Source organism: Pinibacter aurantiacus (genome assembly GCF_019130065.1).
Lineage (GTDB): Bacteria > Bacteroidota > Bacteroidia > Chitinophagales > Chitinophagaceae > Pinibacter > Pinibacter aurantiacus.
Genome location: NZ_JAHSPG010000003.1, coordinates 283,354 through 305,792, shown reverse-complemented (window position 1 = coordinate 305,792; position 22,439 = coordinate 283,354). Strand labels below are relative to the sequence as shown.

Genomic DNA, 22,439 nt, shown 5'->3' with positions numbered 1-22,439 from the left:
TCATGAGTGAAACGATAAGCTACATACAACGCAGGGAAATTGATATCGAAAAGTGGAATGCTTGCGTGGAGGTTGCGCCCAATGGCCTGATCTATGCCCGATCCTGGTGGCTGGATGAAATGGCCGATAACTGGGACGCACTGGTGGTGGGCGACTACGATGTAGTAATGCCGTTGACCTGGAAAAGCAAATACGGAATAAAGTATTTATATCAACCTTACTTTACTGCCTCTTTAGGCCCTTTTTATAAACCAGGCAACAAGATAGCGCTAAAAGATTTTATTAAAGCTATCCCTGCCGCATTCAAGTTTGTTGATATAGACATAAATGAATTTGCATCGAAGGACAATGTCACAGACCCTGGCATCTCTACTGTAAGCCGTACAAACTATTTAATCCCCTGTACTAATGAATACGATGGCAACAAAAGCTACAATCGTTTAGCAAAGAGAAAAATAAACGTGGCTTTATCGTCTGATATCATTTTTTCAAATGAAGTAAGTATTGATTCTATAATAAGCAAATACAAAGAAAATTACCAGGATGTGCACCGGTCAATTAGTGACGCGGACTACAAAAGGCTGGCAGCCGTTTGTAACTTTGCACTTGATAAGAAAAATATTAGTACGTACGGAGCATTTCATGGTGGAGAATTGATTGCGTTTTATTTGGTATTGCATGATCAACGGTATGCCTACTCTTTGTTAGGAGGAAGTAACGCAGCTGGCAAAGAGATGGGCGCATTTTATTTTTTGACACATCGGGCGATCGAGGACGCCAAACTTCGAAAAAACACTTTTAGATTCGAAGGGTCTGATATCGAGGGCATTGCTTTTTTTAATAAGCAGTTTGGATCTGTTCCAGTAAGTTATTTGCACATTAAAATAAACCGGCTGCCCTGGCCATTATCATTGATGAAACAGTAAAACAATTAATGTACTTATTTGCGGGGCGGTAGCGTTACAAGGTCTCCCCACCTGTTTAGTGCTTCTTCGGTAAAGCGTTCCATGAATCCGGCGCCAGACGTAAATGTCAACTCTCCAAAAATGGGTTTCCCGCCTATTTCATAAAAATCGACTCTTACGTGAGGTATTCCCTGTGCTAATTGCTTACATGCACTGATCATTTCCTTTAATGATTTTGGCCGGGGCACATCTATGTTGCTGGAATACAATGGTAAAATGTCATTCGTCTTATTCCACTCTAAGTCGTAGAGTAAAACAATCTGCTCAGGCGTATAGGCATTTAAGTACACAAGTATTGCCTCCGGTTTGCCATCGAAACAGAAAAACTTATAGTCGATCAGGCGTGAAGAATACTCCTTTAGATCTTCAGTTAAAAGCTTTTCAGCAGTAATGCAAGGTGTAATGTTACCGTAGTGACATTCTCCGGTAAACACGAAAAAGTTTTCTTTTGCCTGTTTCCGGAAATACTTTCTTACATCCTTATTATTATAAAGACTTTTATCGTTTACGACCAGCGCTCCACCGCATCCGTTATTGATCTTCATTATAAAAGATTGAGGAAGTGCGGAGATATCAATATCCTCTGCTTTTTCAAATTTGGCGTATAGTTCGTTGAGCATATGCCCCAGGCCTTTATTCTTTACATATTCTCTGACTTTATACTTGTCGGCCAGTTCGGACCATAAGGTGGTATCTGAATAGAATTTAAGCCAGTGAATTTTTTCATTCAGGTCTTTGGGATGTTCCCAGTCTATTGGTCTTTTAAAAACATCAAAGAAAATATTCTCACTCAGTTTTTTGGCCCGGTTTCTCCAATAAAAATATCTGACCTTTTGTAAAAGAAAATCCGGAAGTATTTTTTTGATTATTTTTTTTACCATAGACATTTATCGCACAGAATTTCGAACTATCTGGTTTTTGCAAATCTCCTTTTTATTTTCAAAAGAACCTCATTGATAATTACTTTTTCATCATCACATAAGCCTGTATAATAAGTTGCACTACAAAGCACTATAATAGAAACTAAAAAGGATATCCAGAATAAATAATATGGAAATACGTTATGACAAAACCATGAGGTTGCGACGATGGATGCGACAGGAAATATTTCCAGAAGAAAAACTTTCTTAACAAAACTGCTTATTTGAAGTCCCTCCACGTTCCTTAGAAAAAACAAACGCAGGATTGATGAAAGCGTTTCAACCAATAACAGACACATCATTGCGGAAGTAGGGGATCCGTTGAATTTCAGAGATAAATAAGCAAGTGGAAATGCCGCCAGCTTAATTGTGTTGATGGCAAATGAATATTTTTTCACATTACCAATGGCCTGATTTGCAAATGCCAGCCCTACAGTTAATTGGTCCATCAGGATTGATAAGAGCATGATCTGGGAAAATACAATTGCATGCGCAGGCACTTCTGCGAGCCAGATGCTTAAAATTGTCTTCATTTCAAACACTGCCGGTATAACGACCATGGCCAACAAAAGGAATGAAAATTTGCTTGCTATTTCCGCCAGCCGCAACATTCTTTCGCGGTTCAGGCCGCCTTCTGCTTTAATTATTTGTGGCCTGATTGCATTTAATAGTGAGCTCGATACAAAAGCGGCCTGCCCGGACAACTGTTGTGCAATACCATATGCGGCGTTGATCAGTGTGCCAAAAAATCTGTTGAAAATTACGGCTATTCCTTGCGTTCGCCCTACAATGCAAACTGCACTATAGATCATCCAACCGGAAAAGTAGAAGATTTCTTTAAGTAATTTTTTGTCAAACAATTTCAGGGAAATATGCCTGCATTCCTTGTAATGCTTTCTGCAATAAATAGTATATGCAAAAAAATCGATGACAATAATTGCTGCCATCATGATGCCGTAATAAATTAATCTGTCTTTTAGAATAAAAAGCAGCGATAGTGCGACAATCAATTTCAATATCGATTCGACAATTTGTACAATAGAAGAGAATAGAATGTTTTCATGTGCAATTAATGTAGCTGTGTAAGGAACTGTGATGAGAGAGAAGAATACAACTGCTATCATGCTGTAATACACCGCGATTGCGGCAGCCATTCTGTCGGTTGGAATGTTTAGAAGCTTGTGGAAGATAAGAGGGGTCAACGAAAACATTGTGAGCGCAAGAACAAGACCTACGACAAATTGAATGATAACACTATTGGTGAAGATCTTTGCCTGCAGTTTCTCATTGTTCTTGCCATGATAAAATGAAAGGTAACGCTGAGTGGTTGAGGAAAGGGCAAGATTAATGAATCCAATAAAAGTTACAACGCCTGCCACCAGATTGTAAATTCCATAGTCACTGGCGCCCAGAGATTTTAGAATTATTCGCGAAGAATACAACGCAATACACGCACCAATAAATGTTCTGGCATATTGTACTCCCGTATTAAATATTACTCTGGACGACGCTTTCATTACTTACAATCTTTTAAGAAGAAACCGATGGACTATTTTTCTTCTTGCGACAACATGTTTTTATATAGGGTTAAAAATTTCTTGGCCTCTTCTTGCCAGGTGTATTTTTTTCTCACAACTTCAATGCATCTGTTTGAATACTGCTGCCAGCGATCATCCTTCAGCAAATACAATATTTTATCTGCTACCTCCGATGCGTCATAAGGATCGACGGCAAAACCCACTTTGTCAGTTTCTGCAATATCCTTCATGTGTCCAAAATTGGAAACAATTATAGGTAAGCCAAAATGCAGGTACTCAAACAACTTTACATGAAGCGTAATCTTAAAGGTTCTGTTCCGTGGAAGTAAACAAACGCCAATTTTACTTTCGTTATAAAAACTAAACACATCATCAAAAGCAATATGACCGGGAAAATGAAATTGGGAATCCAGGTTATAAGTTGCGATCTTCTTTTTCACGCTGTCTTCATGGTGCTTAGTCTCGAAGTTTCCAACAATGACGCAGGAAACATCTACGCCTCTTTTCTTGCATTCGTATACGGCGTCCACGATAAATTCAATGCCTCTTTCCTCATTTATAGTGCCACTGTAAACAAGATCGTATTTTTTTTCGACTGATTGAATGAGGTTCTCATCAGAATATGAATAATTATGAATAACAGCTGTGTGAGGATTTATTCTCGCGAAGCGTTCACCCACATTGCTTTCCGTAGCAATCAGCAGATCTGCTTTTTTTAAAAAACTTTTTTCTGCCAGCAAAGCTGGAATGTCATTAAAGAGCGTTTTCGGCAATGAATGATATTTCCGGAAATCCAGGAAGTTTTCAAAATAAGGTTCATGCGCATCATAGATAACCTTAGGTTTATGCGGGAGTCGTTGAAGCTTGCGAGCTATTCTGCACAACTCGATATCATGCAAATGATAAACATCTGCTTTAGCCTTTGCCGCAGCTTCAAAAATATCTGCAAGAAAAGACTGTCTCAAAGATTGAAAAGCTGTTTTAAATGAACCGCCTTTTTTAAGTTTTTTTAGTTGTATGATTTCAGCGCCATCTTCAGTGAAATAGTGTTTGTCCTCGTTACCATAACCAATATGGAGAACCTCGTAGCCATTAGCCAGCAATGTTTTTGCTTCCCTGTTATAAATTCTTCCATCCAGCAAATAGTGCCTGGCAGACATCATACAAACCTTTATGGACATAGTGTTTATCAGGCTTCTCGTTTTTTCATTAAAAATTTCTTCACAAAATATATAATCGTGCGGTAACGGCTTTTTTTGTACCATGACCATTCGTCGTTGTAGACTACATAGTCGCCTTTCATACCGTCTTTAAAATCAAAAACACCGTTTAGTTCTTTTGTCATTGAAGGCATTAACCGGCCCACGTCAAAATAACTATGCCCCGTTTGCTGTAAGTGTTCCAGCAGTTTTGCATATATAAAAAACATCGCTCCGTTGTCCTTTGCTTCCTCGGATTTTGCAGTAAATAGCGAAACTGCATTTGTTTTATCGGTAAAGAAAATAAAAACGGCGTCCGTTTTGCCATTGTCATCTTTTGCAACAGCCAGTTTGAAATGAGGATCTGCCAAAAGATATTTCAATTGATCCGGTGCAATGTTGTGATGAATCTTTTTATCAGACAGTAGTTTGGTATAGAGGTCCAGAAAGATTGTGACGTCTTTTTGTGAAGCATTCTCAATCACTTCAAATTGTAAGTGGTGCTTCTCCGATTTTTTCAGATTTCTTCGCCAGTTACCACTAAACTCAACTTCTTTTTTCAGATCAATAACCTTTGAAAGATGCACCGAGAATGTGCCAACGGGCTTCAAATATCCTGCGCTTCTTACGCCTATCTCATACTCGGGATTATAGATGGCGATGGAATTGACCTCGATAAAGTCGTAACCAAGCTTTGTGACGTCTTCAAAAAATGATTGAACAAGTTCCCGCGAAACGTTATTCTTTTTAAGACACTCGCCTTCGATCATTAACAGACGAAGGCCAAAAAACTTTTTTACATAACCAAAGCAAGCGATGGCTGGTTCTTCCGCATTATCGACAATAAAAACAACGTCTTCAGGTTTCGAAAAAGAATTGTATTTGTACCAACCCTCGGTTTGAGTATAGGGCACATACTCAAAATCGTTGATCAGCGTAAAGAAATTGTGTTTGTCAAATAGGGAAACCATCTTTTAAAGATAACTTTTTCAAAGGCAAAAGGAAAAAGGTACAACTCGAATTAAAAAGTAAAAAGTCAAAACTGCGTTAGTGTGACTGCGGTTAAGGCTTTTGACTTTTAACTTAATCCTAAGGCGCGTTCTTCCAACACTTTTTCGGCAATCAACAGATCGAGTGGACGGGTGATCTTGATATTTGTTTCTTCCCCCTCGATCAAATGTATTTTAATGCCAAGTTGTTCAACAACGCTGGCTTCATCAGTAAAAGCTTCATGATAGTCCTGCTCGAAGGCGGTTTTGATAATATCTGAGTAAAAAGTTTGAGGCGTTTGGATAACGCGCACTTTATTTCTGTCAACTATCTCATTGCCGTTAAAAGTTTCTATGCGCAAACTATCGAAAGGCACAACAGCAGGAATGGCGTTGCCCCTGTCCATCGCGCCTCGGAAACAACGTTGGATCAGGTCTGTAGTAAGAAGGCATCTAACGCCGTCATGCACAAAAATGATAGAATGTTTTGTTATCAGTTCAAGGCCGTTTTTTACAGAATGAAACCTTGTGGCACCACCAATTGTAATATGTATGCGGTTGGGATCAATTGTATCGGCGATAATGGTTTTGCCCGTCTCAACATGATGCTGCGGCAAAACAAGAATGATCTCGAGGTCGTCAAAAGATTCCAGGAAGGTGTTCAATGTATACCAGATAACGGGCTTTTCATTGATCTCAAGGAACTGTTTAGGTACAGTTGTTCCCATTCGCAAGCCGGAACCTCCGGCGACTATGACAGCGTATTTTTCCATTGCTAATAAATAATTAATAATTAACAATTAATAATTAATAGTGCGATCTTCATGAGTGGAAGAAACTTTGTTTATTATCGAATAATAAGAGAGCCTGCATCTTTTTATGACGATGTTACATCTATTAATTATTCTTTATTAATTATTAATTACTCTCCGCAAATATGATGAAATTTTTTTACAGCGCTATAGCTTTTCCAATACTGGCCGTCATTTCGTGCCATAAGCCACCAGATCAGCGACAGGAGGTACTTGCATTAAGGCAAATGGGTAACCTTGCAACGACAGAATATGTCGTGACAAAAATTGTGAAAGCAAGTGATGATCAAACATGGTACAAACTTGGTGATCGTAAAATATTAATTTCCTGCCAGGCAAATATTAAAGCGGGCGTGGATCTAACCAAGCTTGCCGAAAATGATGTGGTGATAGAGGGGAAAAATATCACGGTCTATCTGCCTCCGCCGCAAATGCTTTCATTAAGTATTCCTCCGGAAAAAATAAAAGTGGAGTACAAAGAAGTATCCGTTTTAAGAGACGACTTCGACAATGCAGAAAGAGACGCCTTACTTACCCAGGCCGAAAATCAAATAAGAAATAGTGTGAAAGAATTGGGCGTAATGGAAACAACTGAAAAGAATACAACGTTGTTTGTAAACAATTTTTTAAAAAAGCTCGGCTACGAATCTATAAACATTTCCTACGGGAAAAGACCGGAAATAAATATTCAACATGATTAAGAGCATTAGAAATATTGTTATCACTGTACTGCTGGTGATAGTACTTGTTTTTGTTTTGAGAAAACTGGATGTTATTCCTTCTTTTCAGGACGTGTTTGCACCCAAGCCTGTCGTTATAGACAATACTCCGATATTAATAAAAGACATTAAACAAATAAGCCAGCTTTTTACCATAACGGTGTATGATGAAGTGGTGATGGATTCAACCAAGTATGCGCAACAAAATGTGATATCGAAAATATTGCAGTATGCGGTGCCGGGCACTGTGCCTACAGGTTTTGCGACAGTGGTGCTGGTAGCAAAAGGAAAAGTAATTGCTGGCACTGACTTGCAAAAGATTACAGATAAAGATGTATTTGTAGAAAAAGATTCTGTGTCATTACAGTTGCCGCAGGCTCAAATTCTGGATGTGATCGTAAACCCATCGGATGTTAGCACCTTTTCCGAAACCGGAGACTGGCTTCCCGATGAAATAACGCAGGTAAAAAGCCGCATCAAAAATAAACTTGTTCAACGCGCCCTCGCGCAAGATGTGATTAATAAAGCCAACACACAAGGCATAGCAATTATGGAGAATTTTTTGAGAACAGTGGGGTATAAGAAAGTAGTGGTGAGGGTGGCAAATAACTGAATAACTGAATGACTGAATAATTGAGTGGTTCAAAGTGTAAGATATCTTGCTTAATCAAGCACTCAGTTATTCAGTTATTCAGTTATTGCTATTTGTACATCTTCACTTCATACACGCCATCGCTATCCCTCACACCGCGGTACATGCCCGCGCTGTTCAATACCATTGCAGTATTTCCCTTGGCATCTACGCCAATCATACCGCCTTCACCGTGCATGCTTACCAGTTTTTTATTAACCACTTCGTCCATCGCTTCCTGGAGGCTCATGCCTTTATATTCCATTAGTGCGCTTACATCGTAAGCGGCTACAGAACGGATGAACATTTCACCATGACCAGTACATGAAATGGCGCAGGTTTTATTGTTAGCATAAGTGCCGGCTCCAATTACCGGGCTATCACCTATGCGACCATATTTTTTGTTGGTCATACCACCTGTGCTGGTGGCACCCGCAATGTTGCCATGCATATCGCAGGCTACTGCACCTACGGTACCAAATTTTCTGTCTTTCATCAGTTCTTCCAATCGTTGGTGCGTATGATCGAGCGAGTAAGTGTCAGAATCGCGAATGGCTTTCCATTGGTCATAGCGGAATTGAGAAAAGAAGTAGTCGTCAGCTTCCAATTTAACGCCTTGTTTAATGGCAAACTCAGTTGTTCCTTTTCCACTCAGGAAAACGTGGTTGCTGTTGCGCATCACTTCCGTAGCGAGTTCTATCGGATTGCGAACGTTTCTCACACCGGTTACAGCACCGGCAGCAAGGTTACTGCCATCCATAATCGCTGCGTCCATTTCCTGTATGCCTTTTTTTGTAAATACAGAGCCTCGGCCGGCATTAAAAAGTAGGTTGTCTTCCAGTATAACGATTGCAGCCTTAATAGCATTTACCGCAGAACCGCCTTCTTTTAATACTGCAAAACCGGCATCAAGCGCTTCACTTAATCCTTCTGTATAAGCAAGTTCCAATTCGGGGGTCATGTCTTCTTTCACTATCGTACCGGCACCACCGTGAATAACCAATGAGTATTTCGACATATTTTAGATGAGATATAAATATTTGGTTAAATATGCCTGTGAAATTAAATAATATTTAATCGCACTGCGTCGAAGATTTTCGGAAAAACATTAAATGGCGTGGTGGTGAGTGGCGGAATTTATTTGACGAAATCTAAGAAGTGAATGATGAATTATGAATGGTGAATTATGAATGGCTGATAACCATGCTGGCATTCTTAAAACTGATTGGCCTATGTTCAAATTTTGAACATAGGCCAATCAATTCATAATTCATAACTCATCGCTACCCCAGCAGCAGCTTACACTCTATCAAAAGTCTCCCCCTGTCAATCGCCTGCGTGCCTACTTCCTCACACACAAGTCCACCCGCAATGTTGGCAACTTCGGCCATTAAATGTTGGTCTTTTGTAACGGCGTACAGTAAAGATGCTACAGCTATTACAGTGTCTCCCGCACCGGAAACGTCTGCAATGTTTCTTATGTGAGACGGGATAATAGCGCCCTTCTCGCTATTTTGATAAAAAACGCCTTTTTCGGAAAGAGTGATAAATGAAATCTCGTGATTAAGTTTTTCGCAAAGCGCAGCATGCACCTTCTGCATTGATTCAAGATTCACTTTATCAATAGAAATATTCAAACCTTCCTTTACCTCTTTGAGATTTGGTTTGAAAATGTGTACGTTTTTATAAGCGAAGAAGTTTTTCTTTTTAGGATCAACAGCGGTGATCACATTGTGTTTGTGACAAAGTGCAACAACATCTGTGATCAACTTTTCTGTCAGCACACCCTTGTTGTAATCCTCAAGTATGATAACAGCCGGTTTTTCATTCACAATGTATTGCTCCAAATTATTGAGCAGTGCATCGGCATTCGCTGCCGGAATATCTTCCGTTGTTTCAGAATCCAGTCGCATCATTTGCTGGTTGCGGCTCATGATGCGGGTTTTATTGGTCGTTTTGCGACCAGAATCTTTCAGTAAGTAAGATGTGTTGATCTTGTTTTGAGAGAAAAGATCACTCAACAATTCGCCATCTGCATCCTTGCCGATAACAGAAAAAATGGAAACCTGCGCTTCCATGGAAACCAGGTTCAATGCCACGTTTCCGGCTCCTCCAATGCGCAATTCCCTTTTGTCGAGGCTTACTACAGGCACAGGTGCCTCCGGCGAAATACGCTCCACATGGCCCCACCAGTAAGTGTCCAACATCACATCTCCAATTACGCCCACCTTAACATCCTTGAATTGCTGAAAGAGTTTATCGAAATCCATTGTTCTTTATCGGTTTGAAACGCAAATGTAGAGATCAAAGGTCAAAAAACCTTAGGCACTCGTTGACACGGATTGGACGGATTTACACGGATTTTGTTCAAAAGAAAATTAGTGCTCCACTGAGTAGAGGTCGAACATAAGCCAATTGGGATACAAGCTATTGCCTCAAACCATAAATGTAGAAGTCCCGACAAAACATATTTGTCGGGACTTCTACATTTATTTCGAAAACTTATGACAAGAAAAAATCCGTGTAAATCCGTCCAATCCGTGTCATCTGTGTGCCGTCTTTATTTGGATTTGTTCGAAATGGCCACGTAATAAATCGGAATGCCGATCAGCGCAATTACCAATCCCAGCACAGCATACAGCGGCTTCATATACAAAAGAAATCCGCAAAAAGTAAGACCCAGAATGATGTAGATGATTGGCAAAACCGGATATCCAAATGCTTTATAAGGTCTTTCTGCATTTGGCATTTTTTTCCTTAAAATAAAGATGCCGATAATAGTAAGGATGTAGAAAATAACCACCACAAAACTCACCATGTCCAGCAGGTCACCATAACGACCGCTAAGGCAAAGTACAGATGCCATAATGGCTTGCGCCCAAAGTGCCCATTGTGGTACGTGAAAACGATTCAACTGGCCCGCTTTTTTGAAAAACACGCCATCATTTGCCATGGTATAATAAACCCTTGCACCGGCGAGGATCAAGCCATTGTTACAACCAAAAGTTGAAACCATAATAAGAATGGCTATTACAATAGGACCTGCCGTACTGAATAGTTTGCTGGCTGCAGCCACGGCAATGCGGTCCTCCTGTGGAAAAGCTATTTCATTAAGCGGAAGCACGTTCAGGTACATCAGGTTCATGCCGATGTAAATAAGGGTAACGATGAAGGTTCCAAGGGCAAGGCTTAGGCCGATATTGCGCTTTGGATTCTTGATCTCCCCGGCAATAAACGTAACGCCTTCCCATGCCACGCTGCTGAAAAGTGAGCCGGTCATGGCAGCAGCGATTGCGCCTATCAAGGCGACCCCACCAATTGATTTCCAGCCCGTTGGCACGAGCACACCTTGTGTATTTTTTTCCCCAAGATCTTGCGCTGCATTCCAGCCCCCGGCAAAGTTTTCGTGCCAGAAACTGTGCTTTGCCAAAAGGAAACCAAAGGCCAAAAGCCCGAACATGGCGATCAGTTTGGAAACGGTAAAAGTCGTTTGAATAAGCTTGCCATTTTCAACGCCCCTGGAATTGATCCAGGTAAGCAACAGAATAATGGCAATCGCAATTATCTGGGCGGGGTAGATGCTAACAGATCCAACGGAAAAAAGAATGTTTTCGCTGGTCATATTCAGCGCAGGCCAGAAGTATCCAGCATATTTGGCAAAAGCCACGCCCACCGCAGCAATGGTGCCTGTTTGAATGACTGCGAAAAAGCTCCAGCCGTAAAGAAAACCTGTTAAAGGATTGTAAGATTCACGCAGGTAAGTGTATTGGCCACCCGCTTTAGGAAACATGCCGCTCAGCTCGCCGTAGCTCACCGCCGCCACAATGGTCATGAACCCCGTGATAAGCCATACCATAACGATCCACCAGGCGCTGCCCACATTGCGGGCAATATCTGCCGTTACGATAAAAATTCCCGAGCCTATCATTGAGCCCGCCACGATCATCGTAGCATCTAGCAGGCGAAGGGATGGAATGAAGCCGGTTTTGGTTGTTGTTTCAGTTGCAGTTGTTGTTTCGGTCATAAGGCAGTTTGGTTTTGTGTTTCGTCGTAGAGACGGATGATAATCCGTCTCCGCATATCGTCATTTCGCATTCATTGCGTCATTTCGCAATCATATCGTCATTTTCGCGATGGAGACGGATTATCATCCGTCTCTACAAGTCGTCTCCGCCCAGTTCTCTTTCTATTTCTTCCATTTGTACAATATCCCATGCTTCACTTTCTGTGGGTGTAACGTTCATCATTTCCAGCTTATCCGTATCGAGGAGAAACTTCTCTACATCGGGTTGCAACTGACAAATAACGAATGAAGCGCCATTATCATAATATTGTTGTTGTATATTTAGTAACTCGTCGGCGGCAGGTTCGTCAATTGTCGTTACCTTTTCCATGATTAATACGACATTTTTAACGACATTTTGCAGGTACGGAAGCAATCTTTCAGCCAGTTCTGCTGTCATATTAGCAGCAATAGTCTCGTCAAGTAATGTTATGACATGGAATTTTTCCTTGGTATCAATTTTGACCATCATAATCTGTTCTTTTATATATTGTAATGTTAACGTTAGTTAGTCGAAATATTTTTTGCACATTCTCTCGTAAATGTTAATAATACTCTGCTCACTACGTTATTATGTTGCAACAGTAAGTCAAATATATTTGTTAATATTGTATCACACACAATTAAATAAAATGGATAATAATTTTTCAGCCCAGGTAAAAGAGATTATTTCGTTTAGCAGGGAAGAGGCTTTACGGCTGGGGAATGATTTTATCGGCACCGAGCACTTGTTGCTTGGACTGATAAGAGAAGGGGAGAATACGGCCATAAAAATTCTGAAGAGCTTTAATGTTGATCTCTATGAACTGCGAAAGGAAGTGGAAATGGCAGTTAAGGATAAGACAGGCAAGAATATCGCAAACATTAATAGCCTACCACTGACCAAGCAGGCAGAGAAAGTTATAAGAGTAACTGTTTTGGAAGCAAAAGCCTTGAAAAGCCCAACTGTAGAAACAGAGCACTTGATGCTTTCAATCTTAAAGAACAAAGAAAACATTGCTACGCAAATCTTAAATCAATTTGATGTGGATTACGACATTTTTAGAAATGAACTTGGCGTGGTAAGAAGCAATGAAGTAAGGAGTGAATTTTCTGATGAGAATGAAGACGATTTTGACGAGGAGAAAAAATTTGCTCAACAAAAATCTAAGACCACAGGAAACACAAAAAGTAAAACACCTGTACTAGACAACTTCGGACGTGATATTACGCGACTTGCAGAAACAGGCTCCCTCGACCCTATTGTTGGTCGTGAGGAAGAAATCGAGAGAGTTTCACAGATCCTTTCTCGCAGAAAGAAAAACAACCCGATACTGATCGGTGAACCGGGAGTTGGTAAAACAGCTATCGTTGAAGGGCTCGCTCTTCGTATCGTTCAGCGTAATGTATCCCGCGTGTTGTTTGACAAAAGAGTTATTTCGCTTGACCTTGCTGCTTTGGTAGCAGGTACAAAATACCGTGGACAGTTTGAAGAAAGAATGAAAGCGATCATGAACGAGTTGGAAAAGAACCGCGACGTGATCCTGTTCATCGATGAGATCCACACAATCGTAGGTGCCGGTGGTGCCAGCGGTTCACTGGATGCTTCAAATATCTTCAAGCCGGCATTGGCACGTGGCGAACTGCAATGCATAGGTGCTTCTACTTTGGATGAGTATAGAATGTACATTGAAAAAGATGGTGCACTTGACCGTCGTTTCCAAAAAGTAATTGTAGAGCCACCAAGTGTAGAAGAAACGATCCAGATATTAACAAACATTCAAAGCAAATACGAAGATTATCACAACGTTTCTTATTCTCCGGAAGCAATCGAAGCTTGTGTTAAACTGAGTGACCGCTACATGACCGATCGTTTGTTGCCAGACAAAGCAATCGACGTGCTGGATGAAGTGGGTGCCAGAGTGCACTTGAAAAATATCAACGTTCCTCAGGAAATCGTAGATCTTGAAAAGAAGATCGAAGATGTGAAGAACGAAAAAAACAAAGTTGTTAAGAGCCAGAAGTTTGAAGAAGCCGCTTCTTTACGCGATACAGAAAAACGCTTACAGGAAGAGCTTGAAAAAGCCAAACTGAACTGGGAAGAAGAAAGCAAACACAAACGCTACCCGATAGACGAAGACGCTATCGCCGAAGTAGTGAGCATGATGACAGGTATTCCTGTAAAACGCATGGTGCAGGCTGAAACAGAAAAGCTGCGCAATATGAGTAATGACATGCGCGACATGGTGGTTGGTCAGGATGAAGCCATTCAAAAAGTGGTGAAAGCCATTCAACGTAACCGTGTGGGATTGAAAGATCCTAAGAAACCTGTTGGTAGCTTCATCTTCCTTGGTCCTACAGGGGTTGGTAAAACTGAGTTGGCAAGATCATTGGCAAGATATCTCTTCGATAGCGAAGATGCACTGATAAGAATCGACATGAGTGAATACATGGAAAAATTCACCGTGAGCCGTTTAGTAGGTGCGCCTCCGGGCTATGTGGGTTATGAAGAAGGTGGCCAGCTTACTGAAAAAGTAAGACGTAAACCTTACTCAGTGATCCTGCTCGACGAGATTGAAAAAGCTCACCCGGATATCTACAACATTTTGTTGCAGGTACTGGATGATGGTCAGCTTACTGACGGACTCGGCCGCAAAGTAGATTTCAAAAACTCACTGATCATTATGACATCTAACATTGGTGTTCGCCAATTGAAAGATTTCGGTGAAGGTGTAGGTTTTGCAACTGCTGCAAGAACTGCTAATTCTGAAGAAAACAGCAGAGCGGTAATTGAGAAAGCATTGAAACGTACTTTCTCTCCTGAGTTCCTTAACCGTATTGATGATGTGATCATATTCAATTCTTTGTCAAAAGAAAATATCTTCACCATTATTGATATACTGATGAAAGGTGTATTGAAACGCCTGACCAATCTTGGCTTTACACTTGAACTGACAGAAGAAGCGAAAAGCTTCCTTGCAGAAAAAGGTTATGATGTGCAGTTTGGTGCAAGACCATTACACAGAGCGATTCAGAAATACCTGGAAGATCCTTTAGCAGAAGAAATACTGAATATGCAAGTGAAAAACGGCGATATTCTGGTAGCAGATCTGGATAAAGAAAACAGTAAGATCAAATTCAGTTTAAAAGAATCAAAAATTTCTTCTGAGAAATCTCAGGCATAAAAAAGAAATAAATTAATAGTTAAGGAGTACAGCCTATGTTGTACTCCTTTTTTTATTTTTGCCGAGAGAGCACGCAGATGACACAGATTTAGCAGATTGGCGCTGATTTTTTGAAGAGTAATTTGCCTGAGAGAGACGTAGCATTTGTACTGAAAGAAATTCCGTTGCGTCGCTGCTTCGTTGCGCTCGCCGCGTGAAATGTAAAAAGCCTTTGCGAACTTTGTCTTTTCTTTGCGCCTTTGCGTGAAATCCTTGCGTGAAACAAAATAACTCTGATGCACAAGAAAATAATTATAACGATAGACGGGTGGAGCAGTTGCGGGAAAAGCACTTTGGCCAAGCAATTAGCGAAAGAACTGAACTATGTGTACATTGACAGTGGTGCTATGTACAGAGCCATTACTTTGTACTTTCTCCGCAATCACGTAGACTGGACGAAGCACAAAGCTGTAGACGAAGCGTTAAAAGAAATCACGCTTGATTTTCGATACAACGAACACAGCAAGCAATCGGAAATGTACTTGAACGATGAGAACGTTGAATATGTGATCCGCGATCTTGTGGTGGCTGAAAAAGTAAGTGAAGTGGCTGCTGTAAAAGAAGTGCGCCAGTTTGCCGTGAAGCAGCAACAGCAGATGGGAGAAAAGAAGGGCATTGTAATGGATGGAAGAGATATTGGAACCGTTGTTTTCCCTAAAGCTGCATTAAAGATCTTCATGACTGCAGATAACGCTATACGTGTGGAAAGAAGATTCAAAGAGCTCTTCGAAAAAAATCCAAACGTTACTATAGAGGAGGTAAAGAACAACCTGGAAATGCGCGACTACATAGATTCTCACCGTGAGGTAAGTCCGCTGAGGCAGGCAGAAGACGCCATTGTTCTCGACAATACCAATCTTACGATGAAGCAGCAGTTAGAGATTGCACTGAGGTGGGCGAAGGAGAAGATAGGGTAGAATTAGAAATTAGAAATTAGGAATTAGGAGTTAGGAGTTAGAATGTGCAGCATTATCAATAATCACTGAGGCACTGAGAACACTAAGTTACACTAAGGGATCTCTTAGTGAGGCTTGTGCCCTTAGTGGTAAATATTTGAGTGCATAAATTACCGAGGCTTTATAAACAAGGTGGTAAATACTCATTTTTTGTTGGTCGCAAGGTATTTTATGGGGAATCCTTAACTTTTTTTACGCGTTTATCTATATTCGTAACAGATTAGAAAATTTATGAAACCAATTAAATCCCTTGTTGCATTCTTAGTGACTGCAATAACCCTTATCTCTTTGACTTCATGCCAAAAAGAAGTAAGCTACGAGCTTGGTCAAAATGGCAACAACAACAACAATAACTCATCCGGAAACTTCACTGCAAACATTAATGGAGGAAACTGGAAAGCAGCGGCAGATAAGCAAAGCGCCACTATTATGGATGGTGTCATTAATCTAACCGGCATTAGTAGTAATGGTCAAATGATGACCATCACACTCACCGGAGATACGATAGGTACTTACGACGTTTCTTTCGCTGCGGCCAAAGGATTTGTAGCTTTCGAACCAGATTACACAAAACCTGCAAATGTTTATTCCTCAATGTCGTCTGACGTTGCAACGAACGCAAATGGTACTGTTACTGTAACTTCTATCGATACGGATAAGAAGATTATTAAAGGAACTTTTCAATCTAAACTATTTAATCCTGCGGACGGAACCAGTTATACCGCAACTGAAGGATTGTTTGAGCTGACATATTTCACCTCTTTGCCAACAGACCCAACTGGCCCTACAACGCCACCCGCGACAGGAGATGCTTATTTAAAGGCCACTATCAACGGAACTGCGTGGCAGGCGAAAACGATTACTGCGCAAGTAATACTGGGACAGATTTACATCGCGGGTGCGGATGAACATAAGGTCTTTGCATTCACCATACCACCAGATGCAAAAGTGGGATCATATACATACGATCCGTTTAGCCAGCTGTATACAACGGACTACTCAGAAATAAATGGAATGGACGCAAAAATGTATTCTGCAGAGTCGGGCACTTTGAAAATTACTCAACATGACCCAACCAAAAAGACCATGACTGCCACCTTTGAATTTGTTGGAAGGGAAACATTTGATCAGGTGGAGACAAGACAAATAACAAAAGGGTCGTTTTTTGTAAAATATCAATAAGTTAAAGGCAAAAGTCAAAAATCAAAAGTCAAAAGGTGACGCTGCACTTTTGATTTTTGATTTTTGACTTTTTAATAAAAAAGAGATGCCTCCAAACTCGGGGCATCTCTTTTGAGTATTATACAACTTCTTTTTCTTTGTATACGGTAAGTCTTGAAAAATCTACTCCGTTGAATATCTTGGCAAGGCCGATATTGTTTGACCTGCTGTATTCTTCGAATTGAGATTTTGGTACAATTCTCCATAAATTCTTCGACTTAAGATCATCGTAATCTTTGTCCTTTACAAAAAGGCCATATACCGCCTCCCTCTTCTTAAAGTCAATTTTTACTTTGGTTTCAGACGATGTTTTGGAATCGATGAACTTTTCAATTTCTTCTGTGTGCATATAGAAGGTGTTTAAATTGTTACTGAATTATGAAAGAGCCTTACGTGTGTTTTCTTTTCTCCTGAAGCTTTTGCCGGGCTCATTATGCGGAGATTTTTTTGCGACAACCGGTGTTGCAGTTTGCTTAGTTTCGAAGACTTCAAACGGATGATTTTCCGCCGGAATTTTCAGCCCGATCAATTTATTAATATCGTTCAGGAATGGACGTTCTTCGCTATCGCAAAATGAAAAAGCAATGCCGCTTGTTCCTGCTCTGCCTGTTCGCCCAATTCTGTGAACGTATGTTTCCGGTATGTTTGGTAAATCAAAATTGATCACATGCGAGAGTGCATCTACGTCAATCCCTCTTGCAGCAATATCGGTAGCTACTAACACCTGCAGGTTGCCATTTTTAAAATTGCTTAAAGCATTTTGACGGGCATTTTGTGATTTGTCACCATGAATAGCATCTGCAGAAATATTCATGTTCTTAAGGCCTTTCGCAATTTTATCGGCACCATGCTTTGTTCTGGAAAAAACAATGGTACGATCAATAGCTTTTGCCTGAAGCAAATGAACCAGTAACTGCAGTTTATCTTTCCTGTTAACAAAAAACACTGACTGATCTATTTTTTCGGCTGTTGATGAAACAGGCGCCACTTCTACTTTTACAGGAAAATGCAAAAGAGAATTCGCAAGCTGTGCAATTTGCGGAGGCATAGTTGCAGAGAAAAACAATGTTTGTTTCTTTTCAGGCAGTTCTTTTATTACCTTTTTTACATCGTGTATAAAACCCATATCAAGCATGCGATCCGCTTCATCCAACACAAATATTTGGATATGCTGAAGCGATATGTAACCCTGGTTTATGAGATCTAATAATCTTCCGGGTGTAGCGATCAAAATATCTGTGCCATTGCGCAGTGCATTTACCTGGTTATGCTGCGAAACACCGCCGAAAATAACCTGGTGCCTAACACCCGTATTGCGACCGTATGAGGCAAAGCTTTCATTTATCTGTATAGCCAATTCTCTTGTAGGAGTAAGAATAAGTGAGCGGATATTTCTGTGCGCTTTGTGATCAGCGTGCAGACCATGCAATATTTGTAAAGTGGGAATGGCAAAAGCAGCCGTTTTGCCGGTGCCTGTTTGCGCGCAACCCAAAAGATCTCTTCTTTCTAATACTGAAGGTATGGCTTGTAATTGTATTGGGGTGGGGGTAGTGTAGCCTTCGTTTTGAAGTGCTTTTAGAATAGGTTCAATAATACCTAATTGTTCAAATGTCATTATAACTTTTTAATTTCTAATAATATGACCGCCTGTTTAAATAGTACAACGGTCAACGTTTAATTGCTCACATTATGACAGATTGAGCACATATATATTAATACAGGACTAATAGCTGCAAATAATGCGAATAGAGCTTATGCAATAAGCTAAAAATTATCTGAGGAAAAAATCAGAAAAGAAGTACCCGGAGAAGATGAATGATAATTTCTTGACTAAAAGAAAGCTCAAATGATGGGCAAAGGTAGTGTAAATAATTTTAATAAATAGTTAAATAAAAATCAATGAATTATTTAGATAACTGCGTCATTTACAGTGCTTTAAAACGGCGGCAAATAAAAATGGCCTGAGAAATTAACACTCAAGCCATTTGCGTATTCATTAAAGAAAGTATTATCAGCTTCCTCTGCTACCGCCTGTTTTCACCATTTTCTTTCCGCCACCGCCAGATACTTTTGAAGTTGGCTTTGCAATGAATTTAGAACCGCCGGCCGCAGGCTGGTTTTTGCCAACCGCTTTTCCTTTGCCTTTATTGTTTACGGGTAACGCCATATGCTTACATTTTTATTATTTATAAAGATAAAGGTTTTATGCATAACTATTTCCGCTAAATAGAGCTTTTGTAGTTATTAATTTTAGATAAAAAATTATTGATATTCGATAAATATTTATTTATATTTGAGAAAGATTGTTAACCTTAAATTTATTATTGTGAAAACAAGAACCGAAAATATTCTAACTGTAATGAATATTCTTGCCTGGGTGGCATTTGTTGGATTAATGATCAAAGCCGGAGCAATACTGGTTGCATTTGCCGTTACCTGGATCAATCCAGACGCTGCGAAAAATCTTTACCAGGGCCTGGACCTGTATAGCCTGAGGCAGTACAGTATGACGCAATACTCGCTTAACGTGTTGATGAGGGTGGCTATCCTTATTTTGGAAGCATACACGGCTTACCTGGTAATTAAAGTGCTGAGTAAAATCAAAATGGTGAATCCATTTACGATCGAAATAGCGAACGTGCTGGAAAAGATCAGTTATTTCATATTGGTCATTGGAATTGTAGCGTTGTTTTACAGTACGCATTTAGGCTACATGATGAAAAACGTGCCGGGCCTGCAGCGGGACTTTGAACCAGGAGGCTATTTATTTATGGCCGGAATAGTGTTTGTTATAGCCCAAATATTTAAGAAGGGAGTAGAAATCCAAACCGAAAACGAACTAACTGTATAAATATGCCTATTGTAGTGAACTTAGACGTAATGATGGCCAAGCGAAAAATGTCGCTAAACGAACTGTCGGAAAAGGTAGACCTCACCTTGGCTAATCTTTCCATATTAAAAACAGGGAAAGCAAAAGCGGTTCGTTTCAGCACTTTAGAAGCTATATGCAAGGCTTTGGATTGTCAGCCAGGCGATATTTTGGAATTTGTAAAAGGAGAAGCTGAGTAAAAATCGTTTATTTAATAAAGATGAAATATGGTCCAATAGATCGGGCCTTGGAATCTGCAAAAAGAATTCTAACGTCATTAAGAACGATTTTTGAATTCTTTGTCAGTTTTTTTATATAGTACTGATGTTCCGGCGAAAAAAGATTTCCGTCGGCCCAAACATTTTTTGCAAGCGTGTCTGATGGTGAGGTAATGAAGGTGGCAAAGAATCCGGGTATTCTATACGGTCTATAGTAAAGGCAATTAATGACGGCTTTTATTCCTTTGTTTGCAAGTATTTCCGTGATAGTAGCTGTGTCATTCAATATATTACCGACATGAACGGTAATAGAAAAAACGGTATCGATATAAAAAGCTTTTTTCAGCAACAGCTTCTTTTTTGAGAATACAGAAAGCGTATCCGTTTTTAGATTTCGCGTAGTTACTGAAAATTGATTGCTTCCTTTTGCAATGATTGTGTTTCCTCTATATGACACAAGGGCGACTTTTTCCGATGTGCCCGAAATAGCAAGCATATTTTCTGGTCCATAAAATAGTGCGTTGGTATCCGGTTTTACCAGGCTTGTGTTTTTAATGATAACCTGCGAATAAGTTTTAAGTGGAAACAATAAAATGATGTAAGCAAGGAAAAGTTTCATAATGGGATAAGATTGAATATTAAATGACTATTTTAGACGCTCCAAAACGCCCTTTCGCTTCACAATGTTTTTATAATCCCATTGAATGTCTCTTGCTTTTTTGAGCCAACGTTTCAGATCTTTTTTGTTTATTTGGTTAGTTGCGGTGTAGCGCATTTCGGCAGCTTTAAATGTTCCTTCTTTTTGCAAAGCTTCTTCATCGAATGATTGTCCACTCCAAAACAATAAACGAACCGAGTCTTTTAATTTGCTGTATCCCACGATGGGGTTGCCTTCCAGGAACCAAACAGGATGACGGTGCCAGATCTTGTTTTCTGCCTCCGGCAAATGAAGGCTTATTTCGTGCGACAGGATGTTGCCTATTTCTTTGTCTTCTTCGGCAAGTGCATTGTTGTAAGCTTCGATGTCTTTGTTGATGGGCGTTTTATTTTCTTTCATTTGAATAGTAGTTTATGTGAACGTTTACTCATCCTTAAGAATACCTGTTTCTTCTTTTCCTACTTTAACAGTAACCGTTTCGATGGTGGGTTTGCCACCCCACAGGCCCGGTACAATGGCGCATTTATAAAAATATTCGTTGCCAAATTTTATTTTGCTCACGATGGTTGTTTCTCCGTCCTTGTCCACACAAACGTTATGCTTTCCTTCCTTAAAGATTTTCACCGCAACAAGTGTATTTGCTTTTAAGTTATACACCAAACTATCATCTACATAGATAGGGACTTTTTTTATAGGCGCGACCATTTTGGGAACAAAGGCTCTGTAGAAATAGAAAACGGCAAAATGAAGCGAGTCCAGCTTTTTCGGTGAACTGGAATCAGCACTTGCAATGTTGGTCTTAGTTTGGGAAGAAGCATTCACTGAAACAAAGAGTGCAAATGTTAGGATGGCTATTTTTTTCATCGGCGGCTTATTTGATTAAGGGCTGTGACAGGTTGAGGGTACTGGATCAGGTTGTCAACTGAATGAAGTTATCGACGTCGAAAGTAAAATTTGGGACGGAGATTTGCAATAGTGTTAGTACGCAAACAAATTGAGGGCTGATAAGGGTTGCTGCGCTGCCGGTTAAAAGGCGGCCGCTCACTGAGCGGCGCTTGTTTCTTTAATTCCTTTTTCCAGTTGTGAATTGGTTGGCAATAGATGTTGCAGCAAATCAAAGACCACCCATCGTGGATCGTAGTCCCTGTGGTAGTTCTCATTGTTGTCTTGCAAAAGTTGAAGCAAACTACCGCTTAGTAGATTCAGGTATTCATGCTGGTTTATAGTTTCGATTTCAATAAGGAGTCCTTTGGATGTTATTTGTACCATTTTGATAAGGGTTTTGAGATGAAATGCAAAGCTGTTGATTCAATTTTAAATTGTTGTCATCACGAATGTTGACGTCATCGGATTTGTGAATAAAAAATAATTAAATATTTTATTTTTGTAAAACTATAAATAAAGATTGAAATAGGAATAAAAATTGCTGTAAATCTATAATAATATATCGATATAGTGAAAATTTGAGATTCTATGGT

24 protein-coding genes are annotated in these 22,439 nt (G+C 40.0%); 8 read left to right on the top strand and 16 right to left on the bottom strand.

Annotation, left to right across the window (positions count from 1 at the left end; all coding sequences use genetic code 11):
* The first annotated feature begins 2 nt into the window (after positions 1-2).
* Positions 3-926, top strand: a complete 924-nt coding sequence (locus KTO63_RS07125; protein ID WP_217790542.1) for a GNAT family N-acetyltransferase — start codon at positions 3-5, stop codon at positions 924-926.
* Positions 927-940: 14 nt separating this feature from the next.
* On the opposite strand, the gene KTO63_RS07120 is transcribed toward KTO63_RS07125, so the two are convergent.
* From KTO63_RS07120 to KTO63_RS07100, 5 genes are all read right to left on the bottom strand, one after another.
* A complete protein-coding gene (locus tag KTO63_RS07120; RefSeq protein ID WP_217790541.1) occupies positions 941-1,846 on the bottom strand; it encodes an ATP-grasp fold amidoligase family protein in 906 nt (301 codons plus the stop codon).
* A gap of 26 nt (positions 1,847-1,872) precedes the next feature.
* Positions 1,873-3,402: an oligosaccharide flippase family protein gene (locus KTO63_RS07115; RefSeq protein WP_217790540.1), complete on the bottom strand. Its 1,530-nt coding sequence runs from the start codon at positions 3,400-3,402 to the stop codon at positions 1,873-1,875.
* A gap of 32 nt (positions 3,403-3,434) precedes the next feature.
* Positions 3,435-4,604: a glycosyltransferase gene (locus tag KTO63_RS07110; RefSeq protein WP_217790539.1), complete on the bottom strand. Its 1,170-nt coding sequence runs from the start codon at positions 4,602-4,604 to the stop codon at positions 3,435-3,437.
* Between the two features lie 8 nt (positions 4,605-4,612).
* Positions 4,613-5,593: a GNAT family N-acetyltransferase gene (locus KTO63_RS07105; RefSeq protein WP_217790538.1), complete on the bottom strand. Its 981-nt coding sequence runs from the start codon at positions 5,591-5,593 to the stop codon at positions 4,613-4,615.
* A gap of 107 nt (positions 5,594-5,700) precedes the next feature.
* Entirely contained in the window at positions 5,701-6,384 is a 684-nt protein-coding gene (locus tag KTO63_RS07100; protein WP_217790537.1) for a 2-C-methyl-D-erythritol 4-phosphate cytidylyltransferase, read from the bottom strand.
* 164 nt (positions 6,385-6,548) lie between these two features.
* Between KTO63_RS07100 and KTO63_RS07095 the strand changes: the two genes are divergently transcribed.
* Together KTO63_RS07095 and KTO63_RS07090 are read left to right on the top strand one after the other, a co-directional pair.
* Complete coding sequence (locus KTO63_RS07095; RefSeq protein WP_217790536.1) at positions 6,549-7,124, top strand: DUF4230 domain-containing protein; 576 nt, start codon at positions 6,549-6,551, stop codon at positions 7,122-7,124.
* Positions 7,117-7,755, top strand: a complete 639-nt coding sequence (locus tag KTO63_RS07090; RefSeq protein ID WP_217790535.1) for a DUF4230 domain-containing protein — start codon at positions 7,117-7,119, stop codon at positions 7,753-7,755. Before KTO63_RS07095 ends, KTO63_RS07090 begins: the two co-directional genes overlap by 8 nt.
* A gap of 88 nt (positions 7,756-7,843) precedes the next feature.
* On the opposite strand, the gene KTO63_RS07085 is transcribed toward KTO63_RS07090, so the two are convergent.
* The 4 genes from KTO63_RS07085 to KTO63_RS07070 form a co-directional block, all read right to left on the bottom strand.
* Complete coding sequence (locus KTO63_RS07085) at positions 7,844-8,791, bottom strand: isoaspartyl peptidase/L-asparaginase family protein (protein WP_232373066.1); 948 nt, start codon at positions 8,789-8,791, stop codon at positions 7,844-7,846.
* A 265-nt stretch (positions 8,792-9,056) separates the two neighbouring features.
* Complete coding sequence (locus tag KTO63_RS07080; protein ID WP_217790534.1) at positions 9,057-10,043, bottom strand: bifunctional heptose 7-phosphate kinase/heptose 1-phosphate adenyltransferase; 987 nt, start codon at positions 10,041-10,043, stop codon at positions 9,057-9,059.
* A 290-nt stretch (positions 10,044-10,333) separates the two neighbouring features.
* The gene (locus KTO63_RS07075) at positions 10,334-11,797 is read right to left on the bottom strand and encodes an APC family permease (protein WP_217790533.1); all 1,464 of its coding nucleotides are present in this window, start codon (positions 11,795-11,797) and stop codon (positions 10,334-10,336) included.
* A 133-nt stretch (positions 11,798-11,930) separates the two neighbouring features.
* On the bottom strand, positions 11,931-12,305 hold the full coding sequence (locus KTO63_RS07070; protein ID WP_262901961.1) for an STAS domain-containing protein: 375 nt from the start codon (positions 12,303-12,305) through the stop codon (positions 11,931-11,933).
* 163 nt (positions 12,306-12,468) lie between these two features.
* On the opposite strand from KTO63_RS07070, the gene KTO63_RS07065 reads away from it, so the two are divergent.
* From KTO63_RS07065 to KTO63_RS07055, 3 genes are all read left to right on the top strand, one after another.
* Positions 12,469-15,000, top strand: a complete 2,532-nt coding sequence (locus KTO63_RS07065; protein ID WP_217790531.1) for an ATP-dependent Clp protease ATP-binding subunit — start codon at positions 12,469-12,471, stop codon at positions 14,998-15,000.
* 275 nt (positions 15,001-15,275) lie between these two features.
* The gene (gene cmk / locus KTO63_RS07060) at positions 15,276-15,956 is read left to right on the top strand and encodes a (d)CMP kinase (RefSeq protein ID WP_217790530.1); all 681 of its coding nucleotides are present in this window, start codon (positions 15,276-15,278) and stop codon (positions 15,954-15,956) included.
* Between the two features lie 270 nt (positions 15,957-16,226).
* Positions 16,227-17,177, top strand: a complete 951-nt coding sequence (locus KTO63_RS07055; protein ID WP_217790529.1) for a DUF6252 family protein — start codon at positions 16,227-16,229, stop codon at positions 17,175-17,177.
* Between the two features lie 118 nt (positions 17,178-17,295).
* Here the strand turns inward: KTO63_RS07055 and KTO63_RS07050 are convergent, their stop codons facing one another.
* The 3 genes from KTO63_RS07050 to KTO63_RS07040 form a co-directional block, all read right to left on the bottom strand.
* Positions 17,296-17,565 (bottom strand): short-chain dehydrogenase, encoded by a 270-nt coding sequence (locus KTO63_RS07050; protein WP_217790528.1) that lies wholly within the window; start codon positions 17,563-17,565, stop codon positions 17,296-17,298.
* Positions 17,566-17,592: 27 nt separating this feature from the next.
* A complete protein-coding gene (locus KTO63_RS07045) occupies positions 17,593-18,831 on the bottom strand; it encodes a DEAD/DEAH box helicase (protein WP_217790527.1) in 1,239 nt (412 codons plus the stop codon).
* Positions 18,832-19,227: 396 nt separating this feature from the next.
* Positions 19,228-19,383: a hypothetical protein gene (locus KTO63_RS07040; RefSeq protein WP_217790526.1), complete on the bottom strand. Its 156-nt coding sequence runs from the start codon at positions 19,381-19,383 to the stop codon at positions 19,228-19,230.
* 159 nt (positions 19,384-19,542) lie between these two features.
* Here KTO63_RS07040 and KTO63_RS26235 point away from each other — a divergent pair, with 159 nt between their 5' ends.
* Positions 19,543-20,067, top strand: a complete 525-nt coding sequence (locus KTO63_RS26235) for a DUF2975 domain-containing protein (protein ID WP_217790525.1) — start codon at positions 19,543-19,545, stop codon at positions 20,065-20,067.
* A 2-nt stretch (positions 20,068-20,069) separates the two neighbouring features.
* Positions 20,070-20,285 (top strand): helix-turn-helix domain-containing protein, encoded by a 216-nt coding sequence (locus KTO63_RS07030; protein WP_217790524.1) that lies wholly within the window; start codon positions 20,070-20,072, stop codon positions 20,283-20,285.
* 7 nt (positions 20,286-20,292) lie between these two features.
* Here KTO63_RS07030 and KTO63_RS07025 read toward each other — a convergent pair whose 3' ends face one another.
* The 4 genes from KTO63_RS07025 to KTO63_RS07010 form a co-directional block, all read right to left on the bottom strand.
* Positions 20,293-20,922 carry a hypothetical protein gene (locus KTO63_RS07025; RefSeq protein WP_217790523.1) on the bottom strand — a complete coding sequence of 210 codons (630 nt, stop codon included), beginning with the start codon at positions 20,920-20,922 and terminating at the stop codon, positions 20,293-20,295.
* 27 nt (positions 20,923-20,949) lie between these two features.
* Positions 20,950-21,360: a DUF1801 domain-containing protein gene (locus KTO63_RS07020; protein ID WP_232373064.1), complete on the bottom strand. Its 411-nt coding sequence runs from the start codon at positions 21,358-21,360 to the stop codon at positions 20,950-20,952.
* 24 nt (positions 21,361-21,384) lie between these two features.
* Complete coding sequence (locus KTO63_RS07015; protein WP_217790522.1) at positions 21,385-21,825, bottom strand: hypothetical protein; 441 nt, start codon at positions 21,823-21,825, stop codon at positions 21,385-21,387.
* A 177-nt stretch (positions 21,826-22,002) separates the two neighbouring features.
* The gene (locus tag KTO63_RS07010; protein ID WP_217790521.1) at positions 22,003-22,230 is read right to left on the bottom strand and encodes a hypothetical protein; all 228 of its coding nucleotides are present in this window, start codon (positions 22,228-22,230) and stop codon (positions 22,003-22,005) included.
* Positions 22,231-22,439: the final 209 nt, after the last annotated feature.

Bases quoted from the DNA above. Each gene is read 5' to 3' on its own strand.
- KTO63_RS07125 (WP_217790542.1), top strand. From the start codon at position 3: ATGAGTGAAACGATAAGCTACATACAACGCAGGGAAATTGATATCGAA.
- KTO63_RS07120 (WP_217790541.1), bottom strand. From the start codon at position 1,846: ATGGTAAAAAAAATAATCAAAAAAATACTTCCGGATTTTCTTTTACAA.
- KTO63_RS07115 (WP_217790540.1), bottom strand. From the start codon at position 3,402: ATGAAAGCGTCGTCCAGAGTAATATTTAATACGGGAGTACAATATGCC.
- KTO63_RS07110 (WP_217790539.1), bottom strand. From the start codon at position 4,604: ATGTCCATAAAGGTTTGTATGATGTCTGCCAGGCACTATTTGCTGGAT.
- KTO63_RS07105 (WP_217790538.1), bottom strand. From the start codon at position 5,593: ATGGTTTCCCTATTTGACAAACACAATTTCTTTACGCTGATCAACGAT.
- KTO63_RS07100 (WP_217790537.1), bottom strand. From the start codon at position 6,384: ATGGAAAAATACGCTGTCATAGTCGCCGGAGGTTCCGGCTTGCGAATG.
- KTO63_RS07095 (WP_217790536.1), top strand. From the start codon at position 6,549: ATGATGAAATTTTTTTACAGCGCTATAGCTTTTCCAATACTGGCCGTC.
- KTO63_RS07090 (WP_217790535.1), top strand. From the start codon at position 7,117: ATGATTAAGAGCATTAGAAATATTGTTATCACTGTACTGCTGGTGATA.
- KTO63_RS07085 (WP_232373066.1), bottom strand. From the start codon at position 8,791: ATGTCGAAATACTCATTGGTTATTCACGGTGGTGCCGGTACGATAGTG.
- KTO63_RS07080 (WP_217790534.1), bottom strand. From the start codon at position 10,043: ATGGATTTCGATAAACTCTTTCAGCAATTCAAGGATGTTAAGGTGGGC.
- KTO63_RS07075 (WP_217790533.1), bottom strand. From the start codon at position 11,797: ATGACCGAAACAACAACTGCAACTGAAACAACAACCAAAACCGGCTTC.
- KTO63_RS07070 (WP_262901961.1), bottom strand. From the start codon at position 12,305: ATGGTCAAAATTGATACCAAGGAAAAATTCCATGTCATAACATTACTT.
- KTO63_RS07065 (WP_217790531.1), top strand. From the start codon at position 12,469: ATGGATAATAATTTTTCAGCCCAGGTAAAAGAGATTATTTCGTTTAGC.
- cmk (WP_217790530.1), top strand. From the start codon at position 15,276: ATGCACAAGAAAATAATTATAACGATAGACGGGTGGAGCAGTTGCGGG.
- KTO63_RS07055 (WP_217790529.1), top strand. From the start codon at position 16,227: ATGAAACCAATTAAATCCCTTGTTGCATTCTTAGTGACTGCAATAACC.
- KTO63_RS07050 (WP_217790528.1), bottom strand. From the start codon at position 17,565: ATGCACACAGAAGAAATTGAAAAGTTCATCGATTCCAAAACATCGTCT.
- KTO63_RS07045 (WP_217790527.1), bottom strand. From the start codon at position 18,831: ATGACATTTGAACAATTAGGTATTATTGAACCTATTCTAAAAGCACTT.
- KTO63_RS07040 (WP_217790526.1), bottom strand. From the start codon at position 19,383: ATGGCGTTACCCGTAAACAATAAAGGCAAAGGAAAAGCGGTTGGCAAA.
- KTO63_RS07030 (WP_217790524.1), top strand. From the start codon at position 20,070: ATGCCTATTGTAGTGAACTTAGACGTAATGATGGCCAAGCGAAAAATG.
- KTO63_RS07025 (WP_217790523.1), bottom strand. From the start codon at position 20,922: ATGAAACTTTTCCTTGCTTACATCATTTTATTGTTTCCACTTAAAACT.
- KTO63_RS07020 (WP_232373064.1), bottom strand. From the start codon at position 21,360: ATGAAAGAAAATAAAACGCCCATCAACAAAGACATCGAAGCTTACAAC.
- KTO63_RS07015 (WP_217790522.1), bottom strand. From the start codon at position 21,825: ATGAAAAAAATAGCCATCCTAACATTTGCACTCTTTGTTTCAGTGAAT.
- KTO63_RS07010 (WP_217790521.1), bottom strand. From the start codon at position 22,230: ATGGTACAAATAACATCCAAAGGACTCCTTATTGAAATCGAAACTATA.